The sequence below is a fragment of the Pandoraea pulmonicola genome, from assembly GCF_000815105.2.
In the GTDB taxonomy this organism is placed as follows: Bacteria; Pseudomonadota; Gammaproteobacteria; order Burkholderiales; family Burkholderiaceae; genus Pandoraea; species Pandoraea pulmonicola.
Window position 1 is genome coordinate 5,303,473 of sequence record NZ_CP010310.2, and the last position, 23,738, is coordinate 5,327,210.

The following is a 23,738-nucleotide window of genomic DNA, read 5'->3' on the forward strand; positions in this document are numbered from 1 at the left end:
CCAATACCTTCGCCGCACCCCTGTATTTGCCGGGGTGCACATCGAACGCCAAAAGGAGCCTACCCGGCGGACCGGCCATGACTGGCTTGGCGGCGCACCGAAACGCGGCGATGGTTCGAAGGAGCAAGGCACATTGCGGCAGTGCCGCAATGACGAGCAGTGCGTGTCGGGAGGGCGAAGACCGTGCGGTCCGCGTCATCGGCACAGCGAGTGATCCGGCTCGCAGGACATGGCTGTCAGCGGCGCCGATAAAGCATTTCGCGATCGTCAGGCGATGATCGGCGAAATTTCGCCGATCCCGCAAGCATACGCCTTTCTGCGTCGCTCGTGGGAAAAATGTGCTGCCGTCGCGCCATTCGAGGGGCTTTTCGCGGCGCTTCGTGGCGCATTGCATCATGGCCGGCGTCGGCGTCCGGCTTCCGCGGCCTGTCGGCACCCGGTTGACTCGGTGACAACGCGAGCATGACGTGCGGCGCGCCCTCAACTATGCTGTAAGTACCCGTAGCCCGCAGGAGCATTGAACATGAAAACCGTCGCTCAGATCCTGAAGTCCAAATCGGTGGACACGGTGTACAAGGTGCGCCCGTCCGATTCGGTGCTCGATGCACTGACGCTGATGGCCGAAGCGCGCATCGGCGCGGTGCTCGTCAGCGACGACGACCGCTCGATCGTCGGCATCTTCACCGAGCGCGATTACGCGCGCAAAGTGGCGCTCATGGGTCGTACGTCGGTCAACACGCCGGTGCGCGACGTGATGACCTCCGCGGTGCGCTACGTGAGCCCCGACCAGACCAACGAGGAATGCATGTCGCTGATGACGGAGCATCGCATCCGTCACCTGCCTGTCATGAAGGACGGCGAGCTCGTCGGCCTGCTCTCCATTGGCGACCTGGTCAAGGCGATCATCTCGGAGCAGCAATTCACCATCGACCAGCTCGAGAACTACATCATGGGGGGCGCTGCCGTCATGGCGGGCCGCTCGCCTTCGCGGCCGAGCTGAATGGGCACGGCGTCCGTGTCGGCGCATGCGGCATGACGCCACCGCGGTGCGATCCGACGCGATCCGTCAAGTCGGCAGCGAAATCAGGGGCACGGCGCTTCGTTCGAAGCGCCGTTTTTCATTCGTGACGTCGCATCTAAGCCTTCTCCCTGGGCCCTGGTCTGCCCGAAGCGGCGCGTCGTGTCAGAATCCCGTCACCCCATCCCGGTGTCCGACTGACTCATGCGCCCTTGCCACGCCAATCGCCTCAACCTCCGCTGACCATTCCGCCGTCCGGCGACACTGCACTTCGTAGTTCACTGCCGGTTGCCGCCTTCGTCGCCTTCGCTGGTTCGCCTGCCCCGATTTCGCGCGAGCGTCTGCCTCGCAGCGTTCGCTGGGTCGTGCCTGCGGTCCTGATCGCTCATTTGCTGGCGTGGTTCGCCTTGCGGATCACGCCGACGGAAGTTCGCTTGCCGACGTCCTCTCGCGCCGTCACGCCCATTACGATCATCAAGCCGTCGTCAGCAGTGCGACGGCCCGTATCGCCGGCTCCTTCCATGGCGATCCCCGAACGCGAAACACCCGCGCCGCGGGCCAGCGCATCGCGAACGCCTCGCGCCGCGGCCTCCCCGCCGACAACGCCCGCACCGTCACAGCCATCCCAACCCGGTCCGACCCTCACGGCTCCCGCGGCCCCGCCGCCGCTGGACTGGCGGGCGGACATCGCGCGCGGCGCGCGGACCGCGCCATCCAGGACCGCTTCGTCTCCCACGGCGAGCGCGGAGCGAGCAATCACGGATCAGTCGCAGCGCGCCGCCGATCCTCGCGACGAAGCACGCGCGCCCGCGCCGGGCAATGCGGCACGCCGGGCCTTCGAGCGGGAATTCGGACCGGGGCAAGCGTCGGTGAGCGGGCCCAAGGCCACACGCGAAGGGGGCAACCCGCTGGGCACGCGCGAATGCATCGAAATGGACGGCAAGAAGGTATGCGCCCGCCAGCGCAACCGGGCAAGCGACATCGATCCGTTCATCACCCGCGAGCGCGTTTTCTCTCCCGACGCACGCTGAAAAAACAATGCCGTGGTGACGCGAAGCGTCATCACGGCAACGGTACCGGCGCGAGGACATTTCTCCGCCGCCCCGGCACGACTGCCCCGCTCGTCGGCGGGGCACACGTCAGAAGTCTTCGGCGTCGACGTCGTAGTTCGACGGTTCCCAGCGAATCGCGAGCAGCGCCAGCAGACCGATGGCCGGCGCAACGGCGATCACCCAGAACACCTTTGTCGCGAGCGCGGCGGCCAGCACCGGGAACAGGAACAGCGAGACGGTCGAGCTCGCGCGCATGAGCGTCTGGTTGAAACCAACGCCCACGCCGCGCAGCGACGTCGGATAGCTCAACGAAGCGAACGTCATCGAGTGCGCGCCCGGACCGAACCCCTGGCCCAGCAGGAACAACGCGAGAAAGCCGAGTGCCCAGGCGACCTGCACGCCACCGGCCGGCTTGCCCACAAGTGCCAGACCGACAAGCGCGCTCAGCTGGAAAGCATAGCCGAGCACCGTGAGCTTCCAGGCGCCGACCTTCGGCACCAGACGCACGCCGATCAACCCGCCTGTGAACGCGAACAACAGGTTCAGCGCGAGTGACATCAGAATCGTGGTGAGCATCGACTGCGCGAGGAAGCTGGCGATGATCACGGGCAGCCCGAACGCCACGGCGTTGTATGCGAAGGACGACGCCACCGCGATGATGGTCGCGAGCGTCGTACGACGCAAATACACACCCTGGAGCAACTTGCCATAGTTGCTCCACGCCGCCGGACGCTTGGGCGCCGCGCGCTCGGCGTCGGCAGCCACGACCGCATCGATGCCGTACGAGCGCTTCAGGATCTTCGCGGCGCCTTCGAGATCGCCCTGGTTGGCGGCCCACACCGGCGACTCGCTCATGTAACGGCTGCGCACGGCAATGATCGCCAGCGCGGGAATGGCGCCGAAGCCCAGAATGATCCGCCACAGCAGCGCACTGTGCGAAGACGGCAGCGCGGCGTAGCACAGCAGCACGAGCAAATATGACGCGCAGATCGCCGCGTACCACGTCGGGCACCACATCGCGACCCGCGCCGCTTTGTTGCCCCGCCCCTTGAGCTTCGAGAACTCGGCGAGGAACGCCATGGCAACGGGTAGATCGATGCCGACGCCCAGCCCCATCACGAAGCGCGCGCCGGCGAGCACATATTCGTTGGGCGCGAGCGCGCATGCGATGGCGGCAATGACGAAGCACAGCATGTCGGCCATGAACACGCGATAGCGTCCGATGCGATCGGTGAAGTAACCACCGAGGAACGCACCGACGATCGCGCCGAACGTGATCGCCGAGGCCACCATGCCGGTACCGGCCGGCGTGAGGTTGAATTCGCGGGCGACGTCCTTCAAACCGAAGGCCAGCGCGCCGAGGTCGTAGGCGTCGAGGAACACGCCGCCCAGCGCGATCGCCACGATCCAGCGCGCATTCGAGACGCGCGCGCCACCTTCGTTGACGAGTTGCGCGACATCGGCCGCGGAACGGATGATCGCCGGCGAGGCGGCACGCGCGGCGGACTGCGCAGAACCGGCGTGAGCGAGCGCGGCGGGAGACAAAGAAACATCGACGGACATGATGCGCAACCGAGGGAAACGAAAAGTGAGAAGGCGGAGGGACGGTGGCGGGTCGCCCACCCGAACCCGGGCGGCAGACGGTTCCGAACCATCGCCAAAGGTCGCGATGTTACCGCTTGGTACCCATACGACCAAGTGCTTTATCGTTATATGCTTAGACGATTCCCGCGTCAGACAAAGGGTTTTCGCGCAAAAACAACAATAATCCGTTTCATTCTGACAATTTGATAGCGCATTCCCCTTTTACGCTAAGCATTTACAGGGAATGATCCCACGTCTCACCTGATGGGAATATCATGAGTGAGCGTTCCGTGGAGGAGGCGATGTGGCGATGGGGTCACATGCCGCGCGAACGCCGGGACCGATGCCATTACAAATGCTTACCGTTTCTTACAGCAAAAAGGGCTGCGGAACCCTACATTCCGCGTCGTGGTCGCAGTAGACACGCCACACGGTGCGCAGCGCCACCTTTCCTTGCGGTGGCAGCGCATTCACCTCACGCTCACGAGGACAACGGAAAATGAACATCAAAGCACTTACGGGAATCAGCGCGGCACTGGCCGCCGTCATGCTGGCCGGTTGCGTTGCGCCGGGGCCGCAATACGGTTACCAGCAGCAGGGCTACCAACAGGGGTACCAGCCGGGATATGAGCAAGGCTATCAGCAGCCGGGTTATCAACAGGGCTACCAGCAACCCCAGATGCAGGGCGCGCTTTATGGCCGCGTGGAATCGATCGAGCAAGTCAACGGTCCCAATAACAGCCCGAACATTCTCGGTACGGTTCTGGGCGGCGCCGCCGGCGGCCTGCTCGGCAACACGATGGGCGGTGGCCGCGGACGCACCGCCACCACCATCGCAGGCGCCGTCCTCGGCGGTCTCGCGGGCAACCGGATCGAGAACAGCATGGGCGAACCGAATGTGCTCTACCGCATTACCGTGCGTCTGGACGACGGTCGTGTAGCGACGGTCACGCAAGCGCCGCCGCTGCGTGTGCAGCAAGGCCAACGCGCCGCCGTCGCCAACGATACGGTCTACCCGTATTGATCGCCATGCGCTGAACACTGAGTCGCAAGCGCTTCGCGCGTCAGCAGCATCAACGGAGAACGCCCGCCGGTCATTGGAACCGGCGGGCGTTTTCATTTCCGGCGCCACCACGCGCGCAAGACACGGGAATCGACGTGGGAGCGCCATACGCAAAGGCTATTTGTCCTGATAAGATACGCGCGACCATCGGAGGGCCGCACGCCGTTCCGGAACTTTGTCGAGTCCGTCAGTTACCGTTACGCTACCCTTCGCATCTGTCATGTCGACCCAGACGACCTACCACCATCGGCTTTTCATGGCGATGGTCGGCGGCATCAGCGCAGTCCTCAATGCCGGCGCATTCTTCGCAGTCCTGTGTTTGAACGGACAGAATCCCTACACGCCATACGGCCTCACGCTCGTGAGTGCGCTGGGCGTCACCGCCTTCATCGTCTTCACCCGTTTCCACCTGTTCGCAAGCGCACGCAGTGCCCGCTGGATGCTCGGGCGTGGCGCCATGCGCTGGTGCCGGGTGCTGGTCACGATGATCGTGCTGCTGTTTCTCACGTACGACCGCCCGGAAGACGTGCGCGCGATGCTCGCTGAATGGGCGGTGCTCGCCTTGCCGTTGCAGGTCCTCGGACTGGCGACGCTGCGCGGCGCGGCGCACAGCATCAACAATGCGCCCGGCAACCAGCGCCACGCGGCGTTCTTCGGTCTCGGTCCCGAGGCGCGCAAGCTGTACCTGCGCCTGCGCCGCTCGCCGATCCTCGGCATCCAGGTCGCCGGGTATTACAACGACACACCGGTGACGCCCGAAGACGGCGAAGCCCTGCCGCCCTATCTCGGCCGCTATGCCGACGCCGCGGCACAAATTCAGGCCAACGCGTACGGCGTCGTCTTCATCGCCATCGGTCAGCAGGACGACAAGGAACTCACGAGCGACATCATCCATCGACTGTACGATTCGACGGCGGCGATCTACCTGCTGCCCGAGTTCCGCTTCGCCGGCGATCTGTCGATGACGAGTACCGACCTGGCCGGGGTGCCGCTGCTCGCGCTGCACGACATCACCGTGCAGGGCGTGCTGCGCATGATCAAGCGCGGCATCGACGTCGTCGGCGCCACGATGCTGCTCGCCGTGCTGTGGCCGGTGTTGATCGCCGTCGCCATCGCGGTGCGACTCGATTCTCCGGGCCCTATCCTGTTCCGTCAGCGGCGCTACGGCGAGCGTGGTCAGCCGATCGTCGTGCACAAGTTCCGCTCGATGCGCGTCGCGCAGCCCGAGGACGCCGCCGGCGCGACCGGCGGCTTGCGTCAGGCCCATGCAGGCGACAGTCGCATCACGCCCATCGGTCGGTATCTGCGCCGCACGTCGCTCGACGAGCTGCCGCAACTCTTCGACGTGCTAAGCGGTGAGATGAGCCTCGTCGGTCCGCGCCCGCACGCGGAGGAGCACAACGAGATGTACCGACGTCTGATCCCGGGCTACATGCTGCGTCACAGCGTCAAGCCGGGAATTACGGGATGGGCGCAGATCAATGGTCTGCGCGGCGAGACCGACACGCCGGACAAGATGCAGCGGCGCGTGGAGTACGACCGCTACTACATCACCAATTGGTCGCTGTGGCTCGACATCAAGATCCTGCTCAAGACGATTCCCGTGATGATCACGGGGCGCAACGCGATCTGAAGGCAGCCTTGCGGCGCGCCGACGGTTGCCCGATCGCTGTCTGATGCTGGACTGACGGCCCGCTTGACGATCCACCCGACGACGATCCGTGCGCCATTCGAGCACGCAGCAACGCCGCGTCAGTCCCGACTTCAATCCGTCTCAGCGCGCGCCCCCGGCATGCGACGTGGCGCGCCAATGCCGCCAGCAGATGCCGATGAAGCGCCGATCGTCGACCAGGTAGCGCCGCCACATCCGCCCCGGATCCTGCAGGATTCGCCACACCCACTCGAGGCCCGTACGCTGCATCCAGCCGGGCGCGCGCCGCTGCATGCCGGCCGCGAACTCGATGGCCGCTCCCACGCACAACATCAACCCGCCCGGCATGTCGTGCGCATGCGCCATCGCCCAACGCTCCTGCTTCGGCATGCCGAGACACACGAAGATGAGATCGGGCGCAAGTTCGCGCACGCGCCGCGCAACAGCCTGTCCCTCGGGCCCGGTCGGGTCGAACGTCATCGACGGCGCGATCAGCGTGAAATCGAGTCCGGGAAAGCGGGCGGCAAGTCCGGCGGTGATCTGCGCCTCCTGTCCGGGACGCCCGCCGACGAACACGGCCCTGGCGCCCGTCGCGCGCGCGCGGTCGCACAGGGCGGGGAGCAGGTCGGCGCCCGTCACGCGTCCCGGCAGCGGTGTGCCGAACAGGCGGCTCGCCCAGACGATCGGCATGCCGTCGGCAAAGAGATAGTCGGCGGTGCGATACAAACGCTTGAACTCCGGCTGCGTGTCGAGCCGGACGATGTGATCGACGTTCGGCGTCACCACGATACGCGAGCGCCCTTCGCGCCGCGCGGCGGCCTGCGCGAGCACGTCGACGGCCGTGTCGAACGGCACCGCGGCAATGTCGAGCCCGAACAGGGCGACGCTGGGTGTGAAGACATCGCGCTCGCGCGCGGTCTGACGTGCATTCAGATCCGTGTCACTGGTCATGACGAGTCGTGTTCCTGTCGCCCGCCGAAGCCGGGCACATTCGATGGCAGGCACGATAGTATCAGCGCGGCAGGAAAAGTCGTCGTCTTGTCGCCGAGGATCGGCTACCATCGCAGCGGCTGTCCGTCCCGTTCGCTCATTGCCGAGCCCACGGCCCTGTCACCCGCTGCCGCAGACGATGATTCTCGACGCCCACGACATTCCTTCCGGCACCTGCCTGCAAGCCGATCTGTGCATTGCGGGCGCGGGCGCGGCCGGCATCACGCTGGCCCTGGCGCTCGAATCGAGCGGGCTCGACGTGATTCTGCTCGAGAGCGGCGCCGACGCGCCGGAAGCGGCGATCCAGCAACTCTATGCCGGCACGGTCGCCGACGCGCGGCTGCATCCGCCCACGGACAGCTACCGCGTGCGCCGCTTCGGCGGCTCGACCACGCTCTGGGGCGGGCGCTGCATGCCGCTCGACGCCATCGACTTCGAGGCGCGCGACTATATGCCGCACAGCGGCTGGCCGATCGCGATGGACGACCTGCTGCCGTGGTACGGCGAGGCCAACGCCCTGTGCGAGGCCGGCGAATTCGCCTACACGGCCGAGCAGGCGTTCACGCGGCCATCCCGTCCGATGATCGGCGACTTCGCGAGCGACGTCTTCTCGACGAACACGCTCGAACGATTCAGTTGCCCGACGGACTTCGGCAACCGGTATCGCGCACGCCTCGCCACGGGACGCGTGCGCGTCGTGCAGCACGCCAACCTGTGCCGCATGCCCATGCAACCCGGGGCGGCCCGACGGGTCGGGCCTGTCGAAGTGCGCACGTTCGACGGACAACATACCTTCACGGTCGCGGCGCGCGCCTACGTGCTTGCGGCCGGCGGCCTGGAAACCCCGCGGCTCCTGCTCAACAGCCCCGGCGCGAGCGGACGCGGCCTCGGCAACGCGCACGACGTCGTGGGCCGCTACTACATGAGCCATCTGGCGGGAACGATCGGCACGATCGATCTTTCGGGCGCGTCGTCGGTGTATCACGGCTACGAAGTGTCGGACGAGGGCGTCTACTGTCGCCGCCGCCTCGCGTTGCGCGCACCGGCCCAACGCGCATTGCGCGCGGGCAACTTCGTCGCGCGGCTGCACCATCCACGCATTCCGGACGCCGGGCACGGCAACGGCATCCTGTCCGCGCTGTATCTCGCGCGCCCCATCGTGCCTTACGAGTACGCCAAGCGACTGTACGGCGACACGCACGACCGCTCGCTCGGCAACTGGCTCGCGCACGTGCGCAACGTCATTGTCGATGCGCCGAACACGGCGCGCTTTCTGACGCACTGGCTGACGAAGCGCACGCTCGCCGCACGCAAATTCCCGTCGGTCATCGTGCGACCGGCCAATCTGCGCTTCAGCCTCGACTTCCATGCCGAGCAGGCGCCCAATCCCGACAGCCGCGTGACGCTGGGCGATGAGGTCGACGCGCTCGGTCTGCGCCGCATCCACGTGGACTGGCGTTACAGCGACGAAGACGTGGCGACCGTCACGCGCGCACTGGCCGCGCTGGCGACCGAGGTCGAGCGCGCGGGCGTCGGCCGCTTCTCGTACGACCCGGCCGAAGTGGAAGCCGAGATGACGCGCTACGGCGCCTACGGCGGCCATCACATCGGCACGGCGCGCATGGGCGACGATCCGCGCACGAGCGTGGTCGATGCCAACGCCCGCCTGCACGAAGCCGACAACGTCTTCATCGCCGGCGCGGCCGTCTTTCCGACCTCTGGCCAGGCCAACCCCACGCTCAGCCTCGTGGCCCTCGCGCTGCGACTCGCCAATCATCTTCGGACGCAGGCAGACGTGACCGCTCTTCCCGTCGCGACGACGCAGACCATGCCGGCCGAAATCGCCATGGCCCCCGCTGCCCCCAACACCATCCACACCACCTGACTCCGCCCCTATGAAAGCCCGCATTCTCGTTACCGGTGCGACCGGATTTATCGGCCGCCACGTCGTTCAGGCGCTCGCGGCCGCGGATTGGGCCGAGCCGGTTGCGGCGTCGCGTCGGGCGGGCCCAGGCTTGCGTGCAGTCGATGCCGTGGACGCCGACTCGCTGGGCGCCGCGCTGGCCGAAGCCGATGGCGTCGTGAATTGTGTCGCGGGATCGCCCGAGACGATCGTGGCCAATGCACGCGCACTGCGCGCTGCCCTCGACGCGCGCGCCACGGCGATGCCTGTCGTCCACTTCAGCTCGATGGCGGTGTACGGTGTGCTCCAGGGCAGGATCGACGAGACCGCGCCCATCGCGGGCGCGAGCCCGTACGGGACGGCAAAGGTCGAAGCGGAGCGGATGCTCGCGCGCATGCCCGGGGTGAGTCTGCTGCGTCCAGGATGCGTGTACGGCGGCGGGAGTCCGCAATGGTCGGCGCGCATTGCGCAGTTGCTGCGTGCCGGGCGTCTGGGCGACCTCGGCGCGGCAGGCGACGCGCACAGCAACCTGGTCCACGTCGACGACGTCGTGTCTGCCGCACTGAGCGCGCTGCGCATGCCGAATGCCGAAGGCTGCGCCTACAACCTCGCCATGGCCGACGCGCCGCGCTGGAACGAGTACTTCATCGCCTATGCGCTGGCGCTGGGTGCGACACCGGTCAAGCGCATCGGCGCGCGGCAGTTGAAGCTGGAAACGAAGCTGCTGGCGCCCGCGCTCAAGATCGCGGAAATTGCCGGTCGCAAGATCGGTGTGAAATCGTTGCCACCGCCGATTCCGCCCTCGCTCGCGCGCCTTTGGCGGCAGGACATCTGCCTCGATTCCGGACTCGCGGAACACGCGTTCGGAATCGCATGGAAGCCGTGGCGCGAGGCCGTGAAAGCCGAAGCGGCACGGTCGTGATCCGCCTCATGGCTTGCGGGAACGCCCCGCCATTCTGGCAATGGCATCGGTGATTGCGCGTCCCAACGCGCCAAGCGGCGACACGCCGAGCAAGCGATGCGCCGCCCACGTGGCGGCCGCGCCATTCACCGCAATCGCGAGCGACGCCGCGAACGACGCCCCGACACTCCCGCCCAGTGGCGCCAGCAGCGCGAGCCCGGCCAGCAGCACCACGACCGAAGCCGCGTTGATCCGGGTCAGCGCGCGCGTATGCGCCGTCATGCCGAGCAGTTCCGGCATGGCCGTGAAGCAGGCCGCCGCGATCTGCCCGAGCGCCAACACGCGCAACGCGCTGGCACCGTCGTCATAGCCGTGACCGAACAGGCCGAGCAGATGGCCGGGCACGATCAGCATGGCGGCCGTGACCGGCAGCGCCAGACAGAGCACCAACCCGATCGCCTGCGCCGCGCTGCGCTCCAGCCCCGCCGTATCGTGGCGCGCATGGAGACTGGCGAATCTCGGCGCCGCCATCCCCGTCACGCCGCTGATCAGCAGATTGATGACGAGCGCGAGACGCCACGCGAGTGCGAACAGGCCCGTCTCGCGCGACGATGCCACGATCCCGAGCACGATGGCCGGCGCCGACGTGATCAGCAGCTTGGTGAGTTCGAGCGAGAACAGCGACAGCCCCGGCTTCAGCAGTCCAGGCGCCGGGCCGTGCGCGACGGCCGACCGCGGCACTTCGTGCAGGAAGCGCCGCAGCAGCACGGCCCCGGCCACTGCCGTCAGCGTGAAGCTCGCGGCGATGAGCAGTAGTGCGGTCGTCACCGTCAGACTGCCCGTGACGACCAGCGGGATCACGGCCACGCAGAAGATCGCGGGCCACAGCCACGAGTAGATCATCTGACTGAACCCCACGCGCTGCAGGCCGGCGAGCGCGCCCGCGAGCGCCGCGCCAACGTTCTGCGGAATGAACGAGAGCGCCCCGAGCATGAGCGGGACGGCCAGACCAGGCTTGCTGAGCACGTCGTCGGCGAACACGGCGGCGCCCGCGGCAAGCAGCACGGACACCGCGCCCGACGCCAGCAGCACCAGCCACAGCGCACGCCGGATCGTCGGGCGCACCGCATCGGACCTGCCGGAGGCCACGTCCATGGCGAGTTGCCGCGTGAGCGCCTGGTCGATGCCGAGACGGCCGAATCCGGCGAGCGCCACCATCGTGCTGAACACGATATAGAAATTGCCGGTCTCGACGACACCCAGCGCCGCCGCGATCAGCAAGTGGAATCCGTAGCGGCTGGGCAGATCCAGCAGGCGCACGCCGAGGCTGATCACGCTGCCGCGAAGCATCGACGCGCCGGCCCGGGTGGTCGAAGGAGGGATGTCGCTCATGTCAGTTCACCGCCGCCGACGATTTCGCGGGTACAGCGGTTTGCGCCGTCGCGCCGCGCACCACGAAGAGCGTCACGCTCTGCGGCGGCAGTTCGGCGTGCAGGATGCCGTCCGAGAACGGCGCGTCCGGCCGCCGGGCCAGTTCGTTGTTCGCCAGTTGCCAGACTTCGCTCACGCCCGCGCCGGCGAAGTTGGCCAGCGAGATCGTGGCCTTCGCGGCACGGTCCAGTTGCTTGTTGACGACGACGACCGTCATCGCGCCATCGCCCCCGCGCAATGCGGCAAAGGCAGACACCGTGTCGGGATCGGGGACCTTCGCCGCGATGCTGGTCGAACCGAACTCGCCGCCCTGGCCGTCGTAATTCCGATAGAGCTTGATGGCCTTGTAGACCGGCATCGACGGATCGAGCGTGCCCCAGCGGGTCGCCATGTCCAGCCTTTCACGGCCGAAGATGCCGAGGATGTCCGCCTGGGCGGTCGCGCCGTTCATGCGCGTGTCCGCGCCCCAGTTGTACTCGGTGATCGCGATCGGCGTGCCCGGGTGGTAGTAGGTGTCCACCCACTGACGCATCTTCGGAATCAGCGCCACCACGTCGTTGATCCACGTCGGATCCTTGTAGTCGGGGTCCCAGAGATTGCGGGTCGAGCGATTGCGCATGAGCGCGATGGCGGGCGAATTGGCGGTGGCTGGCTCCTCGTACTCGCCGCTTTGCGGATAGAAGTGCAGGCTGAAGACATCGACCGGATGGCCTGCCTGCTTCCATTGCGCGAGCAGCCAGGGCACGTACGGCATGCCGCCGGTCTCCCGCAGACGGTCGGGCGCCTGCGCATACCCGTGCTTGACCGAGTGCTGCTGATCGAAGCCGCTGTAGAGATAGCCGTTCCAGCCCCACTCCTCCGGCGCGATGACCTTTGCGTCCGGGTCGGCCGCCTTCACCGCGCGCGAGTAAGCGATCACCTTGGCGGCAATCTCGCTGGCGTGCGCCCCCGTCGGATGCACGTCGTTGTGAATCAGTTGCCAGAGGCTCGGCTCGTTGTCCATGGCGTAGTAGCGCACGCCACCGGCGCGCGCCGGACCGAATTGCTGCACGAGGGCGGCCACGCGCGCCTGCTGGCTGGCCGGATCGTCGGGCACCGTCGCGTCGTCCGGATCGTTCACGACCGGCGTGCCGTTGCGCAGAATACCGTTGCCGGCGTCGGTCATGCCGTCCACATCATGGTTCTGCTGCGGCCCGTACTTCGCGATCGAGAAGCTCGCAAGCCGCTCGCGGGCGCGCGAGAGCGTGGCGACCCGGCCGAGCATCGAAATCGTGACGATCGGCGTGGCGCCGCCGGCCTGCGTGAGCGCCACGAACCGGTCGCCGAACTGATCGTTGATGTCCGCCGGGTTGACCGGCAGGCTCTCGTAGTACCAATCGCGCCCGGCGTTGCGCGCGTCGAGCCGCCAGTTATAGGCCGACGCGCTGTTGCCCCCGGAACGGTTCAGCGGCACGCGCAGGTCCTGCAGCATGGCCGTCGTGCCGAAGTTGATGCCGTAGATGTACGGATTGATCGGATGCCGGTTGGCGGCCGCGTCGACGGAAATGGCGACCGGCAGCGCGCCGCCGGGCGTCGCTTCGGTGCACGCGGCGGCCGACAGCATCAACGCGGCGCCGGCCAGTTGGATCAGACGGACGCACGAATTACGGTGCCGCGATACGCGCATGGAAACTCCGGGGATCGGCACGGTGATCGAAGCCGCCGGCGCGCCAGATGTAGACGAAGACCGCCAGAATGACGGCCGTCTCGCCCGGCGCAAGCGTCGGCGGATAGAAGAACGAAGCGAGCAGGACAAAGATCAGGTAGTCGAACAGCGCGCCCAGAAAATCGTCTTCGACTTCGGCACGCAGCCGTCGGTAGAAAAACAGGCCGCGCAGTTGCAGGCACAGGACGATGAGCGCGCCGATCAGGCCGTACTCGAACACGATCCCGAGCCAGGTGATGTCCGCCAGGAAGAAGAAGTGGTGGAAGTAGCCCGTGAGACTCTCGCCGCTTGCCGGACTGATCGTGCCCACGCCGAACAGCCACCGCATCGGTTCGTTGCCGAGAAAGCGCGTGGCGAGCGCGGCCGAGATCCGACGGGTGTCGAAGCCGGTTTCCGACCCAGCGCTGAAGATGGTCGCCAGATACCCCATCGAGAAGACCGACGCCAGCGCGATCGGCGCGATCAGCAGCAGTCCGATGCGCGCGCGAGGCCGCGCCCACGCGAACGTGTTGATGACCAGCACCCCCATGATGCCGATGGCGAGCGCGCGCGACTTCACGATCAGCAGCGCCACCGCGAGCGCCACGAGCACGCCGGCGAGATAGCCCAGGTGCCGCTCGAAGAAGGCGCGCCGGTAGCAGAAGAACAGCAGGATGAACGGGAAATACATCGACATCCGGATGCGATGCCCGCGGCTGTCGCTCGTGAAGAACGGCGCCTGCCCGAACACGTACGTCTCCTTGTACCAGCCGGCGGGCACGACCGCCCACAGGAAGATCAGCGTGCCGACGACGATCGCGCCCAGGATCACGAAGCTGCGCCCCAGCTCGCTCAGCGTCGGCTTGAGCATGAGCAGCAGCGCGAGGAAGGAAAAGAAATACAGGATGGGCAGCAGCTTCACCTGCGCGGTGATGCTCGTGAAGAAGCTCTCGTCGAAGTAGATGACGGCGGCGAAGCTCGGCATCAACACCAGCCACGCGAAGCTCAGCAGCACCTGCCGTGTCATGGGGAAGCGCGGTTGACTGCCCAGGCGCAGCGCCAGCGGCAGCGTGAGCACCGGAAACGCCTTCGAGAGCGCCCACAGCGGATACAGCGCCGAAATGTAGTGGAACGTCTGCCCGAACAGCGGCAGAAGCAGCACCAGGCACCACATGACGCGGGGGCGCGACGCGCCGCCCCGGAACACGGGAGGCAGTGCTTGCGCCGGCGCGTCGGCGCCGGCATCGGTCATGTCGAGGGAAGAGGTCCCGGCTGTCACGAAGCGGTTGAAATCGGTGGATAGACTTGGGCGATCCCGGCGGCGCGCCGCTGCGCGGCCGGCCGGTCATGGACGTCGTTGGCGATCAGAAGGAGCGTGCGCCGTTGATGTCGTAGTTCACGTTCTTCTGGAACGGCAGTGCCTTGTTGATGTACTGGTCGATCCACAGATCCACCTCGGCAATCGACGACTTGGGCACGAAGATGGTGTCGTTGGACTGCAACACCACGTCCTGCGCCGGATCGCCTTGCTGGGTAAGCGCCTTGACGTCGATCGTGCGCAGCATCGGGCGGCCGTCCGGGCTGCGACGGATCAGCACCACCTCGCCGGTGCGAGCCGTATCGAGCAGGCCCTGCGCGGTGATGATCGCCTGCATCACGCTCATGCCGGGCGTGAGCGCCAGTTCGCCGGGCTTGCCGACCTCGCCGCCGACGAAGACGTGCGCGGCCGTCTGCGTGACGGATACCAGCGCATGGGCGTTGGCCGTCATGCCGGCGGTGGCCAGCGCGCGGTTGACCGTCTCGCCGAACTGGGTGAGCGTCTGGCCGGCGGCGGGCAGTGTGCCGGCGAAAGGCATGGCGACGGTGCCGTCGGGGGCGACGCGCCCCTTGTAGTTGAGTTCGACGTTAAAAGGCAGGACGACCGAAATATCGTCGCCGGGCAACAGACGGTAAGGGCTCGGGGCGGCGTCCACCCAGGTCGCGAAATTAGTGGGTTGCTGGTATTTCGTGTCGACCCAGGTGTGGGTGCAGGCGGTCAGCGTCATCAGCGCCAGAACGCAGGCCGGGCGGAGCATGTTCATCGGAAAATTGGCAAAAAGCCGAGGTTTGACGGTTTGGATCGTACTCTAGAGCACTTGGCCGTTCTCGCCAAGCACGAAGAAAGTGCGTCAGATTTAGGGGAAAGTCGCTGTAGGGCCGACCGCCCGGGTAGTTTCTTCCGTAATATATGCGCCTTGAAACCACACTTGTTGGCCCGGCAACGCTTCCGCTTCTCGCATCCCGATTCTTGCTCCCTATGGCAATTACGACCAGAACAAGGCCTGACCGGCACGCCGCCGTCGTCGATGTGACGATTCGAGACTATCTCAATACCCTTTTCTATTACCGCAGGATTGCGACAGCGGTATTTCTCGGCATCGTCGCCATCGGGATTCTGGTCGCCCTCTTCGTCCCCATCCCCTACAAGGCGCAAGCCACGCTGCTGGTCCTCAATGCCGGGTATTACGACCAGACCAACAACCCGAACGCGGGGGTGGCGCTGCAACCGCCGGTCGGTCAGTTGAACGGCGTGGAAGCGCAGATCCTGTCGAGCCCCGAGCTGCACCGCGAGGTCATCCTGTCCAAGCTCGGACCGGGCGCCACCGAGCGCGACATCGACCGCGAACTGCAGACCTTCGAGCGCCGCCTGCACATCGAGCAGAACGATCTGGCCAACACCATCACGCTCACCTATTCGGATTCCGATCCAAAGGCCGCCGCCGACGCGCTCGCGCGCCTGCTCGACAAGTACTTCCGCCAGCGCGCCTCGATCTTCACGTCCGGGCGCGTCGATCTGCTGGTGAGCCAGCGCGACGAGGTGGGCAAGCAACTGGACAAGGCCGACGCCGATCTGCTCGCGTTCCAGAAGAAGCACGGCATCGTCAAGATCGACGACCAGACTTCGCGCGCCGTGCTGCTCGAGAGCCAGCTGGTCCAGCGCAAGCTGGAAACCGAGGCCAAGCTGCTTCAGGACCGCAGCGAGCTCAAGTCGCTCCAGACGTCGACCAAGGACGTGCGTTCGACCATCCCGATCTACACCGACGACTCGGAAGCCAGCCGTGCGCTCAACGGCATGCAGGTCTCGTTGATGGAACTGGAGACCAAGCGCGCCGACTTCGCTTCGCGTTATCTGCCGACCTCGCCGTTCGTGCAGCAGCTCGACAAGCAGATTGCCGACATGCGCGCGAACATCGCGAGCCAGAAGCAGCAGATGACCACGGCGACGCGCCTCGGCCACAACAACTATTACGACGTGGTCCAGGAGCGTCTGGCCGTGCTCAACGCGAGCATCGCGGGCGGTCAGGCACAGGCGCAGGCGCTCGACGACCAGATCCGCGAGACCCGCAACAAGCTGCAGGGACTGAGCGACGTGTCCAGCCAGTTGAGCCAGTTGCAGGCGCGGCGCGACATCCTCGCCGACAGCTTCAAGGAGCGCTCGCGCCAGGTGGAACTCGCGCGGGTGCAGCAAGGCCAGGTCAGCCAGACCAACGGCACGAACGTGCGCGTGATCCAGGCGCCGTTCCCGCCGTCGCAGCGCAGCGTCTCGGCGAGCCTCCTGATCGCGGCGTCGATCGCGGCCGGTCTGCTGATTTCCGCACTCACCGTGCTGATCCTCGCCAGTCTGCGCGAGACCTTTCTCAGCCCGGAGCAGGTCGAGCGGGCGCTGCTGCTGCCGGTGGTCAATGCGCCGGTCATGCTCGGCGGCGACCGACGGCCCGGCGCGGCGGCAGGCGTTTCCACGGCAACCGCAGCCCCGGACCCCGTCGCAAGTCGGCCGGCCCATATGGCCTACGGCCGCATGATCGCCGCGATCAACAGCAGCACCGACGCACACGCCAAGGTCGTCATGGTGCTCTCCACCGGCAGGAACGACGGCCTGGCTTCGGTCATCCAGGGGCTGACCGTCGAGCTCGAGCACCGCTCGACCAAACCGATCGTCATCCTCGACATCGCCTCCACGCCGGACAACCCGCTGTACGGAAAACCCAACGCGCAGGGCTTGCTCGCATGGCCGGGAGGGCGCGGCGCGTCCACCGACGAGCCTGCAGCGCAGGATGACGGCGCCAGGCCGGACACGCTGGCGTTCACGCGTGTCGAGGGGCACAACATCGTGGTGGCGCAGCCGCGCAACGGGGCCATCCCGTCGTCGTGGCAGCAGGTCACGCAATTGTTCGACGCCCTGCGCGAGTCGCACGACTACATCGTGGTCCACGCGCCACCGTCGAGCCAGTCGTTCACCGGCATCGAAAACGCTTCGCTGGCGGACGCCACCGTGCTCGTGGTGCGCGCGGAAGCCACGCGCAAGCCGGTCATCGCCGGCCTGAAGTCGCAGGTCGAAGACGCGGGCGGCCGATTGATCGGCGTCGCACTGACGCACCGCCGCGGGTACATCCCGGCGTCCATCTACCGCTACTTCTAGCCGCCGGACCGGCCTGCCGACCATGCAACAAATCAGCGCGATCCTGCCGATCAAGACCCGGGGGCGTCACTACGCCGACAACATCGGTCGGTGCGACATCCTGTTCTCGTCGCTGCGCCACTTCACGACGCCGGACCTGTTCCATCGTTTCGTGATCATCGTGCCGCACGACGAGGTGGACGAAGTCAGGGGCTATGCAAAGGCCTGGTCGGACTTCCCCATCGAAGTGATCGACGAATCGCAATACATGGGCGTGTTCGCCGAGTTCTCGCAGCGCCACCAGATTCGCAACTGGCATCGCCAGCAGATCATCAAGATCAATGCGCCGGAGTGGATCGAGACCGAGTACTTCCTGATCTTCGACCCCGACTGCTTCGCCACGCACCCGTTCGACGTGAACTCCCTCATCGTCGACGGCCGCGCGATCACGCACCTGAAAGGGCGCAGCGTCGAGCCGTACTACTGGGAGGCGTCGGCGAAACTGCTCGACGTCGAGCCGCATCTGGAGCGCGACGGCGTCTGGTGGACGCCCGCCACGCTGTCGCGCTCGCTCTGCCTGTCGCTGCAAAAGCGCCTGGAAGCGGTGCACGGCACCGACTGGAAGCGGGTGCTGCTCGCCAACTACGCCGTGGACTGGACCGAATACACGCTGTACTGGCTCAACGCCGAGCACGAAGGACTGCTGGATCGCCATCACGCGCAGGCCGTGCCGCCGCAACGCACGCTGCATGCGAGCGAGAGCGTGTGGTTCGCCGAGAAGATGCAGGAGTGGGACGCCGCGCACTACTTCGCGCCGGACAGCGACGGGCTCTTCGCGGTCGTGCAAAGCAATACGAAGATTCCGCTCGACCAGGTGGTGACCAAGCTCTCGCCCTACTTCCCGATCACGATTCAGCCCTATGAGCGACATGTCGACCCCGTGCTCAAGGGGGCCGAGCTGTATTCCGCCGTAGTGCGCCGCGGGCTCAAGATGCTGCGCAAGCTGCGAGGGTAAGGGGAATCAGGGCAATGGGCAGTCGCCGTGACAAGCTGGTCGGCATCGAAATTCTGCGGTTCCTGAGCGCATTTGCCGTGCTCATCTGGCATTACCAGCATTTCTTCTTCCGCCCGGCGACGGCATCGATCGATGTCGTGCGCAGCGCCGAGCCGCTCTACGGCTGGCTGCATCCGTTCTATGACTTCGGCTGGCTTGGCGTCAACGTCTTCTGGACGATCTCCGGATTCATCTTCTTCAACCGGTATCTGGACAGGATCGCGGCGCGCACCGTATCGGGCGGCCTGTTTTTCCTGAACCGCTTCTCGCGGCTCTACCCGCTGCATATCGTCACGCTGATCGCCGTCGCGCTGCTGCAGTCGTATTACGTGCGCGGGAATCACGCGTTTTTCGTGTATCCGTACAACACGCCGTACGACTTCTTCGTCAACCTGATCTTCGCCTCGGGCTGGCTTACGCCCTATACCGACTCGTTCAACGGGCCGGTGTGGAGCGTGTCGACGGAAATCGTCATTTACGTGGCGTTCTTCCTGCTGGCGCGGTTTTTCCGCATCGGCCTGATCGCGACACTAGGTCTCATGGGGCTGGCCGCGGCCGCGGGCGGATGGTTGATCCATCATCAGATCAAGGGCAGCGAGTCGAACATCGTCTTCTGCGCCTTCTATTTCTTCATGGGTGGAGCCGTGCACCTGCTGTACCAACGGCTGCGCGAGTGGATCGAGACGCACCGTCTGGCAACGATCGTGCTGTGCTGCGCGGTGTACGCGGGCTTGATCGGATTCTGCGCGGTCTTCGGCGGCACGAAGTATCTGGCGGCGACCGTCATCGCGCCGGTGTCGATCGTGCTGCTGCAGGTCGTCGATCCCTGGATTCCGGAGCGGCTGGCGGTGCCCATCGTCAATCTGGGCAACACGACCTACTCCAGCTATCTGATCCACTTTCCGCTGCAGCTCACGACCGTGATCGTCCTGCGGCAATGGGGCATCGACAGTGCGTCGGTGGCCATGAACGCGTGGTTCCTGGCGGCTTATCTGGTGGTGGTGTTCGTACTGGCCCGTCTGGTTTATCGCGGGTTCGAAGCGCCGGCCCAGACGCTCGTCCGCCGTCGCATGGCCTGGCTGGGTGGGCGAGCGCCCGTCAAGACGGCCAATTGACGGCGTACCGATGGGGGACGGACCGGGGACGCATCGCAGGCACGATGCGTGTTTTGCCGATCAATGCTGGTGATGGTGGCGATGCGACCAGAGCGGGTCCATCGAGTCGACGAACGACGCCACCGCCTCCTTGTCGCCCGTCGCGTGACGCATCAGTTGACCGCATTTGCACCACCCCTGATAGGGCGTGATGTGCGAGCAGGCGGAGGTCTTCTGCAGATAGAGCGTGACGGGCTTGGCGCACTTCGTGCACTTGAACTTGAGAGTGAGGGCGAGTTTGCTCATGATGAATTCGCGGCAACACGGGCACTGCGACGCAGGGGACGACGTGCTGTACAGCGCGGAAATCGCGCGGAAAAGCGCCATTGTACCGGGAGTGTCCCCTCGCTCGCCGACGCGCCGCCGGCTGCTGCAGGCGGCTGCGCTGGCTGCGTGCCTGCCGCTTGCCGCCTGTACGCCGCCGCCCGAGATCGGCGGCAGCTTCGTGCAGCTGTGGCTCAGCCATCTGGAATGGACGCGCAAGCAATGGCGCGAGCGGCTCGTCACCACGCATGCGCTGGGCTGCAAGGAGATTTTCGTGCAATGGGTCGGCATCGACGGCGAGCCGGACAAGACCTGGATGGCCCCCGATTCGCTGATCCGCACGCTGCTCGACGAAAGCGCCGCTCTTGGCATGGGCGTGCACCTGGGCCTGCCCTACGACGAACGCTGGTGGACCGCTATCGGCACCACCGACGAGGCCCCGCTCGACGCCTACCTGCAACGCACGGGGCAGCGCGTGGCGCGCTACATGCAGAAGGCCGCGTGGCCCCGGCACCGTGCGTTTCGCGGCTGGTACTTCCCCTACGAACTGGAACAATACGACTGGGCCCTGCCCGCGCGGCAGGACAAACTCGCGGCGTGGCTCGGCAGCATGTCGGCCGTGGCCGTCGCCACGAGCGGGCAGACGCCGACCATCTCCACCTACTACAGCCGGCTGCCGACCACCGGCACGCTCGCGGGCTTGTGGCGTACGCTGCTCGACCGCGTCGCCCTGCATCCGATGATCCAGGATGGCGTTGGCGTCGCGGGCCTGTCGAACTACGATTCGCTCGCCCCGCTGCACGACATGCTGCGCTCGCGAGGCGCGCCGTTCGATCTCGTGATCGAACTCTTCGAAGAGCTACCCTCCGAGAAAAACGACGGCACCGACTTCAACGCGAAAGCCGCGACCTTCTCCCGTGTGAAGCGCCAATGGGAGATCGCGCGCAACTACGGTGCGACGCGGCTCGTCGCGTTCGCCATCGATCCATGGGCGCTCGACGACACCCCGGAATCGAAAGCGCTGCTGCGCGAATGGCGGGCGGCCCTGTCCTGACCCGCCCGTCCGGTCCGCGCGACGGCGCGGGGCGGACCTGCTGCCGCCATCGCGGCCCTTATCGCTGATACGGATCCGTCGCGCTCAGTTGACCGCGCAGCACGGGCGCCGCGTCCGTGCCTACGAGGAACAGGCTGTAGTGGTCGCCCGGCTCGAGCGCAGGCAGCGCCAACGTCTTCGTCGCGACCGTCCCGCACGCCGAGACCAGCGTCGCCTTGACCGGATTGATGGCGCGCGCCACCGATACGCCCTGCGCCACGCCGTCGAAGAGCGTCGGACCGGACGGGCTCACGCTCAACTGGCCCGCCGCGCACTTGGCGCTCAGGTTGTAGAAGCGCAATTCCGCCTTGAGACCGTCCTGCGTACCGCCCGTGTCGGCGAGCACGGTGAACGCCACCTTGCCTCCATCACGTCGCGGCACCAGCGTATTGAACGTGTCGGGCGCGACCTGCACCGAACCCGCCGGCTTGCCGTCGATGACGATCGGAAACGTTTCGTTGCCCTTCACGATGGCGTACGTGCTCGCCACCTTCTCGCCCGAGAGCGTTTGTGCGGGACCGCCCGCGACCTGCGCGCGCATCGGCGCGGTGCCCGGATTGACCACGCGCACAAACGAGGAGCCCGCCGGCGGGCGCGCGGCATACAGCCGCGAGAAGATCCCTTCCGCGTTCGCCACGTCCGTCCCGGCAGCGCTCAGCGCCAGTACGAATGCCAGATTTCGCCACGTTCTCATGCTTACGACTCCGCTTTTCCTGTCGTGCCCGGACGCGTACGCGTCTCCAGGTACATTCGTTCCAATTGCTTTCGGTCCGCCTTGTCGCTGTTCGTGGTCGGAAAACCGTGACACACGAGCAGTTCGGACGGAATCATGTACGGCGGCAGACGCCGACCGAGCAGCGTCTTCCAGTCGGACAACCCTTGCGGCACGGCATGCAGGCCCGGGGGCCCGCTCGTCTCCGGTTCGACGAAACCGATCATGCGCACGATCGCGCCGTCGGGACGCCGCAACGCCACCGCCGCGCCTGCGCGAATGCCTGGCAACGTCGCAAGCGACGCATCGACTTCCGCGAGCTCGATGCGATAGCCGTGCATCTTGATCTGATCGTCGCGGCGACCCCGGAACGTCACCAGTCCCTGCGCATCGATCTCGCCGAGATCGCCGCTGCGGTAGGCGCGTTTGCCGTTGCGCTCGAACAGACGCGTGGCGTTCAGATCCGGACGGTTCAGGTAGCCGCGCATGACGTGGTCGCCCGCCATGCAGATTTCGCCGTCGTCGATGAACACTTCGGCGTACGGCTTGGCGCGCCCGATCGGAAACGGCAACGGCGCCGCCGCGCGCAGTACCGGATCGATCTCGACCCACGTCGTGGAGCACGTCGCCTCGGTCGGTCCGTAGGAGTTGACGATGCGCACGTCCGGGAAGCGCTGCCACAGGGCCTCCGCGACCGTCGGCGTGAGCGATTCGGCGCCGAACACGAACATGCGCAGATCCGGCAGATGTGCGTGATCGAACGCCGGGTCCAGCAACTGCTGACGCACGAACGACGGCGTGGAAGCCCACACGTTCACGTGCGTCGCGGCGAGATAGGCGGCAAAGGCGTCGCGCTCGGCAATGATCTCGCGCGGACACAGCACGCAACAACCGCCGGTGGCCAATGCGCCTGCCCAGTTGAACAGCGAGAAGTCGAAACTGAACAGCATCTGGTCCATGAACGCCGGCGCAGGGCCCGGCTTCACGTCGTCGCGAACCCATCCGGCGAACAGCGCCACGCTCTCGCGGCCGATCTGCACCCCCTTCGGGTCGCCGGTGCTACCCGAGGTGAACATGATGTAGGCGAGTCCGCGCTCGGTCAGCTCGGCCCCCGGTTGGCCCGTCGGCACGAAAGCGTCGGCCTGTGCGTCGTAACGCAAGGCCGCCTGCACCAGTTCACCGATGCGCGTGATGCGCTGCGCCGGGTTGATCACGTCCACCGGCACGAACGGCACACCCAGACGCAGGCAGCCGAGGATCGCGACGAGAAACGCCGACTCCTTGTGGCCGGAGATGACGAGCGGCACGTCGGACAGCGCGCCCGCGGCCGTGGCCTGCGCCATCCATCGGTCCGTCGCGGCGTGCAGTTGCGCCCAGGTGAGCGTGCCGTTCGCGTCGACGACGGCGGGTGCGTCGGGCACGTGCGTGATGTCGGCGAATGCCAGACGATCGAAATCGAAATACATGGTCGAAGCCCTCCGACTCGGCGGCCGGCGCTCAGGCGCCCTTCTGTTCGGCGATGAAGGCGGCGAGCGTGCTCACCGACACGAGATAGACGTCGATTTCCGACGGCGGCACCTTCACGCCGAACTCCCGCTCCACGGCAAGCACCACATCGACGGCCGACAGCGAGTCGACCAGTCCCGAGTCGATCAGCAGCGTGTCGGGCTCGACCTGGGTGAGAACGATGTTGCCGACGATCTCGGCGACCTTGCTTTCGATGTCATTGAGGTTCATGAAACGACT

General features: G+C 66.3%; 21 protein-coding genes. 10 read left to right on the forward strand and 11 right to left on the reverse strand.

Annotation, left to right across the window (positions count from 1 at the left end; all coding sequences use genetic code 11):
* The first annotated feature begins 523 nt into the window (after window positions 1-523).
* On the forward strand, window positions 524-1,000 hold the full coding sequence (locus RO07_RS22870; protein WP_039406140.1) for a CBS domain-containing protein: 477 nt from the start codon (window positions 524-526) through the stop codon (window positions 998-1,000).
* A gap of 403 nt (window positions 1,001-1,403) precedes the next feature.
* Here the strand turns inward: RO07_RS22870 and RO07_RS22875 are convergent, their stop codons facing one another.
* Window positions 1,404-1,778, reverse strand: coding sequence for a hypothetical protein (locus RO07_RS22875; RefSeq protein ID WP_039406141.1), 375 nt, complete (start codon window positions 1,776-1,778; stop codon window positions 1,404-1,406).
* Window positions 1,779-1,887: 109 nt separating this feature from the next.
* Here RO07_RS22875 and RO07_RS26200 point away from each other — a divergent pair, with 109 nt between their 5' ends.
* Entirely contained in the window at window positions 1,888-2,049 is a 162-nt protein-coding gene (locus RO07_RS26200) for a hypothetical protein (protein WP_157118225.1), read from the forward strand.
* Window positions 2,050-2,157: 108 nt separating this feature from the next.
* Here RO07_RS26200 and RO07_RS22880 read toward each other — a convergent pair whose 3' ends face one another.
* Window positions 2,158-3,633, reverse strand: coding sequence for an MFS transporter (locus RO07_RS22880; RefSeq protein ID WP_052266821.1), 1,476 nt, complete (start codon window positions 3,631-3,633; stop codon window positions 2,158-2,160).
* A 520-nt stretch (window positions 3,634-4,153) separates the two neighbouring features.
* Here RO07_RS22880 and RO07_RS22885 point away from each other — a divergent pair.
* A complete protein-coding gene (locus RO07_RS22885) occupies window positions 4,154-4,678 on the forward strand; it encodes an outer membrane lipoprotein (RefSeq protein ID WP_039406142.1) in 525 nt (174 codons plus the stop codon).
* Window positions 4,679-4,937: 259 nt separating this feature from the next.
* On the forward strand, window positions 4,938-6,350 hold the full coding sequence (locus tag RO07_RS22890) for an undecaprenyl-phosphate glucose phosphotransferase (RefSeq protein ID WP_237171327.1): 1,413 nt from the start codon (window positions 4,938-4,940) through the stop codon (window positions 6,348-6,350).
* Window positions 6,351-6,491: 141 nt separating this feature from the next.
* Here RO07_RS22890 and RO07_RS22895 read toward each other — a convergent pair whose 3' ends face one another.
* Window positions 6,492-7,319, reverse strand: a complete 828-nt coding sequence (locus RO07_RS22895) for a WecB/TagA/CpsF family glycosyltransferase (protein ID WP_084072766.1) — start codon at window positions 7,317-7,319, stop codon at window positions 6,492-6,494.
* Window positions 7,320-7,497: 178 nt separating this feature from the next.
* On the opposite strand from RO07_RS22895, the gene RO07_RS22900 reads away from it, so the two are divergent.
* The gene (locus RO07_RS22900) at window positions 7,498-9,243 is read left to right on the forward strand and encodes an FAD-dependent oxidoreductase (RefSeq protein ID WP_052266822.1); all 1,746 of its coding nucleotides are present in this window, start codon (window positions 7,498-7,500) and stop codon (window positions 9,241-9,243) included.
* Window positions 9,244-9,253: 10 nt separating this feature from the next.
* Window positions 9,254-10,183 carry an NAD-dependent epimerase/dehydratase family protein gene (locus RO07_RS22905; protein ID WP_039406143.1) on the forward strand — a complete coding sequence of 310 codons (930 nt, stop codon included), beginning with the start codon at window positions 9,254-9,256 and terminating at the stop codon, window positions 10,181-10,183.
* A 6-nt stretch (window positions 10,184-10,189) separates the two neighbouring features.
* On the opposite strand, the gene RO07_RS22910 is transcribed toward RO07_RS22905, so the two are convergent.
* The 4 genes from RO07_RS22910 to RO07_RS22925 all read right to left on the reverse strand — a co-directional run bounded on the left by RO07_RS22910 (window position 10,190) and on the right by RO07_RS22925 (window position 15,358).
* On the reverse strand, window positions 10,190-11,554 hold the full coding sequence (locus RO07_RS22910) for a lipopolysaccharide biosynthesis protein (protein ID WP_072637135.1): 1,365 nt from the start codon (window positions 11,552-11,554) through the stop codon (window positions 10,190-10,192).
* A gap of 1 nt (window position 11,555) precedes the next feature.
* On the reverse strand, window positions 11,556-13,259 hold the full coding sequence (locus RO07_RS22915) for a glycoside hydrolase family 44 protein (RefSeq protein WP_052266823.1): 1,704 nt from the start codon (window positions 13,257-13,259) through the stop codon (window positions 11,556-11,558).
* A complete protein-coding gene (locus RO07_RS22920) occupies window positions 13,237-14,556 on the reverse strand; it encodes a hypothetical protein (protein ID WP_147284591.1) in 1,320 nt (439 codons plus the stop codon). Before RO07_RS22920 ends, RO07_RS22915 begins: the two co-directional genes overlap by 23 nt.
* 85 nt (window positions 14,557-14,641) lie before the next feature.
* Window positions 14,642-15,358, reverse strand: coding sequence for a polysaccharide biosynthesis/export family protein (locus RO07_RS22925; protein WP_052266825.1), 717 nt, complete (start codon window positions 15,356-15,358; stop codon window positions 14,642-14,644).
* 215 nt (window positions 15,359-15,573) lie between these two features.
* Here RO07_RS22925 and RO07_RS22930 point away from each other — a divergent pair, with 215 nt between their 5' ends.
* The 3 genes from RO07_RS22930 to RO07_RS22940 are packed head-to-tail and all read left to right on the forward strand — an operon-like array spanning window position 15,574 to window position 19,884.
* The gene (locus tag RO07_RS22930; RefSeq protein WP_160118095.1) at window positions 15,574-17,736 is read left to right on the forward strand and encodes a GumC family protein; all 2,163 of its coding nucleotides are present in this window, start codon (window positions 15,574-15,576) and stop codon (window positions 17,734-17,736) included.
* Between the two features lie 22 nt (window positions 17,737-17,758).
* Complete coding sequence (locus RO07_RS22935) at window positions 17,759-18,730, forward strand: DUF6492 family protein (protein WP_039406145.1); 972 nt, start codon at window positions 17,759-17,761, stop codon at window positions 18,728-18,730.
* Window positions 18,731-18,744: 14 nt separating this feature from the next.
* A complete protein-coding gene (locus RO07_RS22940; protein WP_052266826.1) occupies window positions 18,745-19,884 on the forward strand; it encodes an acyltransferase family protein in 1,140 nt (379 codons plus the stop codon).
* A gap of 60 nt (window positions 19,885-19,944) precedes the next feature.
* On the opposite strand, the gene RO07_RS22945 is transcribed toward RO07_RS22940, so the two are convergent.
* Window positions 19,945-20,169 carry a hypothetical protein gene (locus RO07_RS22945; protein ID WP_039406146.1) on the reverse strand — a complete coding sequence of 75 codons (225 nt, stop codon included), beginning with the start codon at window positions 20,167-20,169 and terminating at the stop codon, window positions 19,945-19,947.
* Between RO07_RS22945 and RO07_RS22950 the strand changes: the two genes are divergently transcribed.
* Window positions 20,168-21,241, forward strand: a complete 1,074-nt coding sequence (locus RO07_RS22950; protein ID WP_237171328.1) for a DUF4434 domain-containing protein — start codon at window positions 20,168-20,170, stop codon at window positions 21,239-21,241. The genes RO07_RS22945 and RO07_RS22950 overlap by 2 nt on opposite strands.
* 58 nt (window positions 21,242-21,299) lie before the next feature.
* On the opposite strand, the gene RO07_RS22955 is transcribed toward RO07_RS22950, so the two are convergent.
* Genes RO07_RS22955 through RO07_RS22965 form a run of 3 tightly spaced genes read right to left on the reverse strand, consistent with a single transcriptional unit; the run spans window position 21,300 to window position 23,729 of the window.
* Window positions 21,300-21,974, reverse strand: a complete 675-nt coding sequence (locus RO07_RS22955; RefSeq protein WP_039406147.1) for an alginate O-acetyltransferase AlgF — start codon at window positions 21,972-21,974, stop codon at window positions 21,300-21,302.
* Between the two features lie 2 nt (window positions 21,975-21,976).
* Window positions 21,977-23,458, reverse strand: coding sequence for an AMP-binding protein (locus RO07_RS22960; protein WP_039406148.1), 1,482 nt, complete (start codon window positions 23,456-23,458; stop codon window positions 21,977-21,979).
* Window positions 23,459-23,489: 31 nt separating this feature from the next.
* Window positions 23,490-23,729, reverse strand: coding sequence for an acyl carrier protein (locus RO07_RS22965; RefSeq protein WP_039406149.1), 240 nt, complete (start codon window positions 23,727-23,729; stop codon window positions 23,490-23,492).
* Window positions 23,730-23,738: the final 9 nt, after the last annotated feature.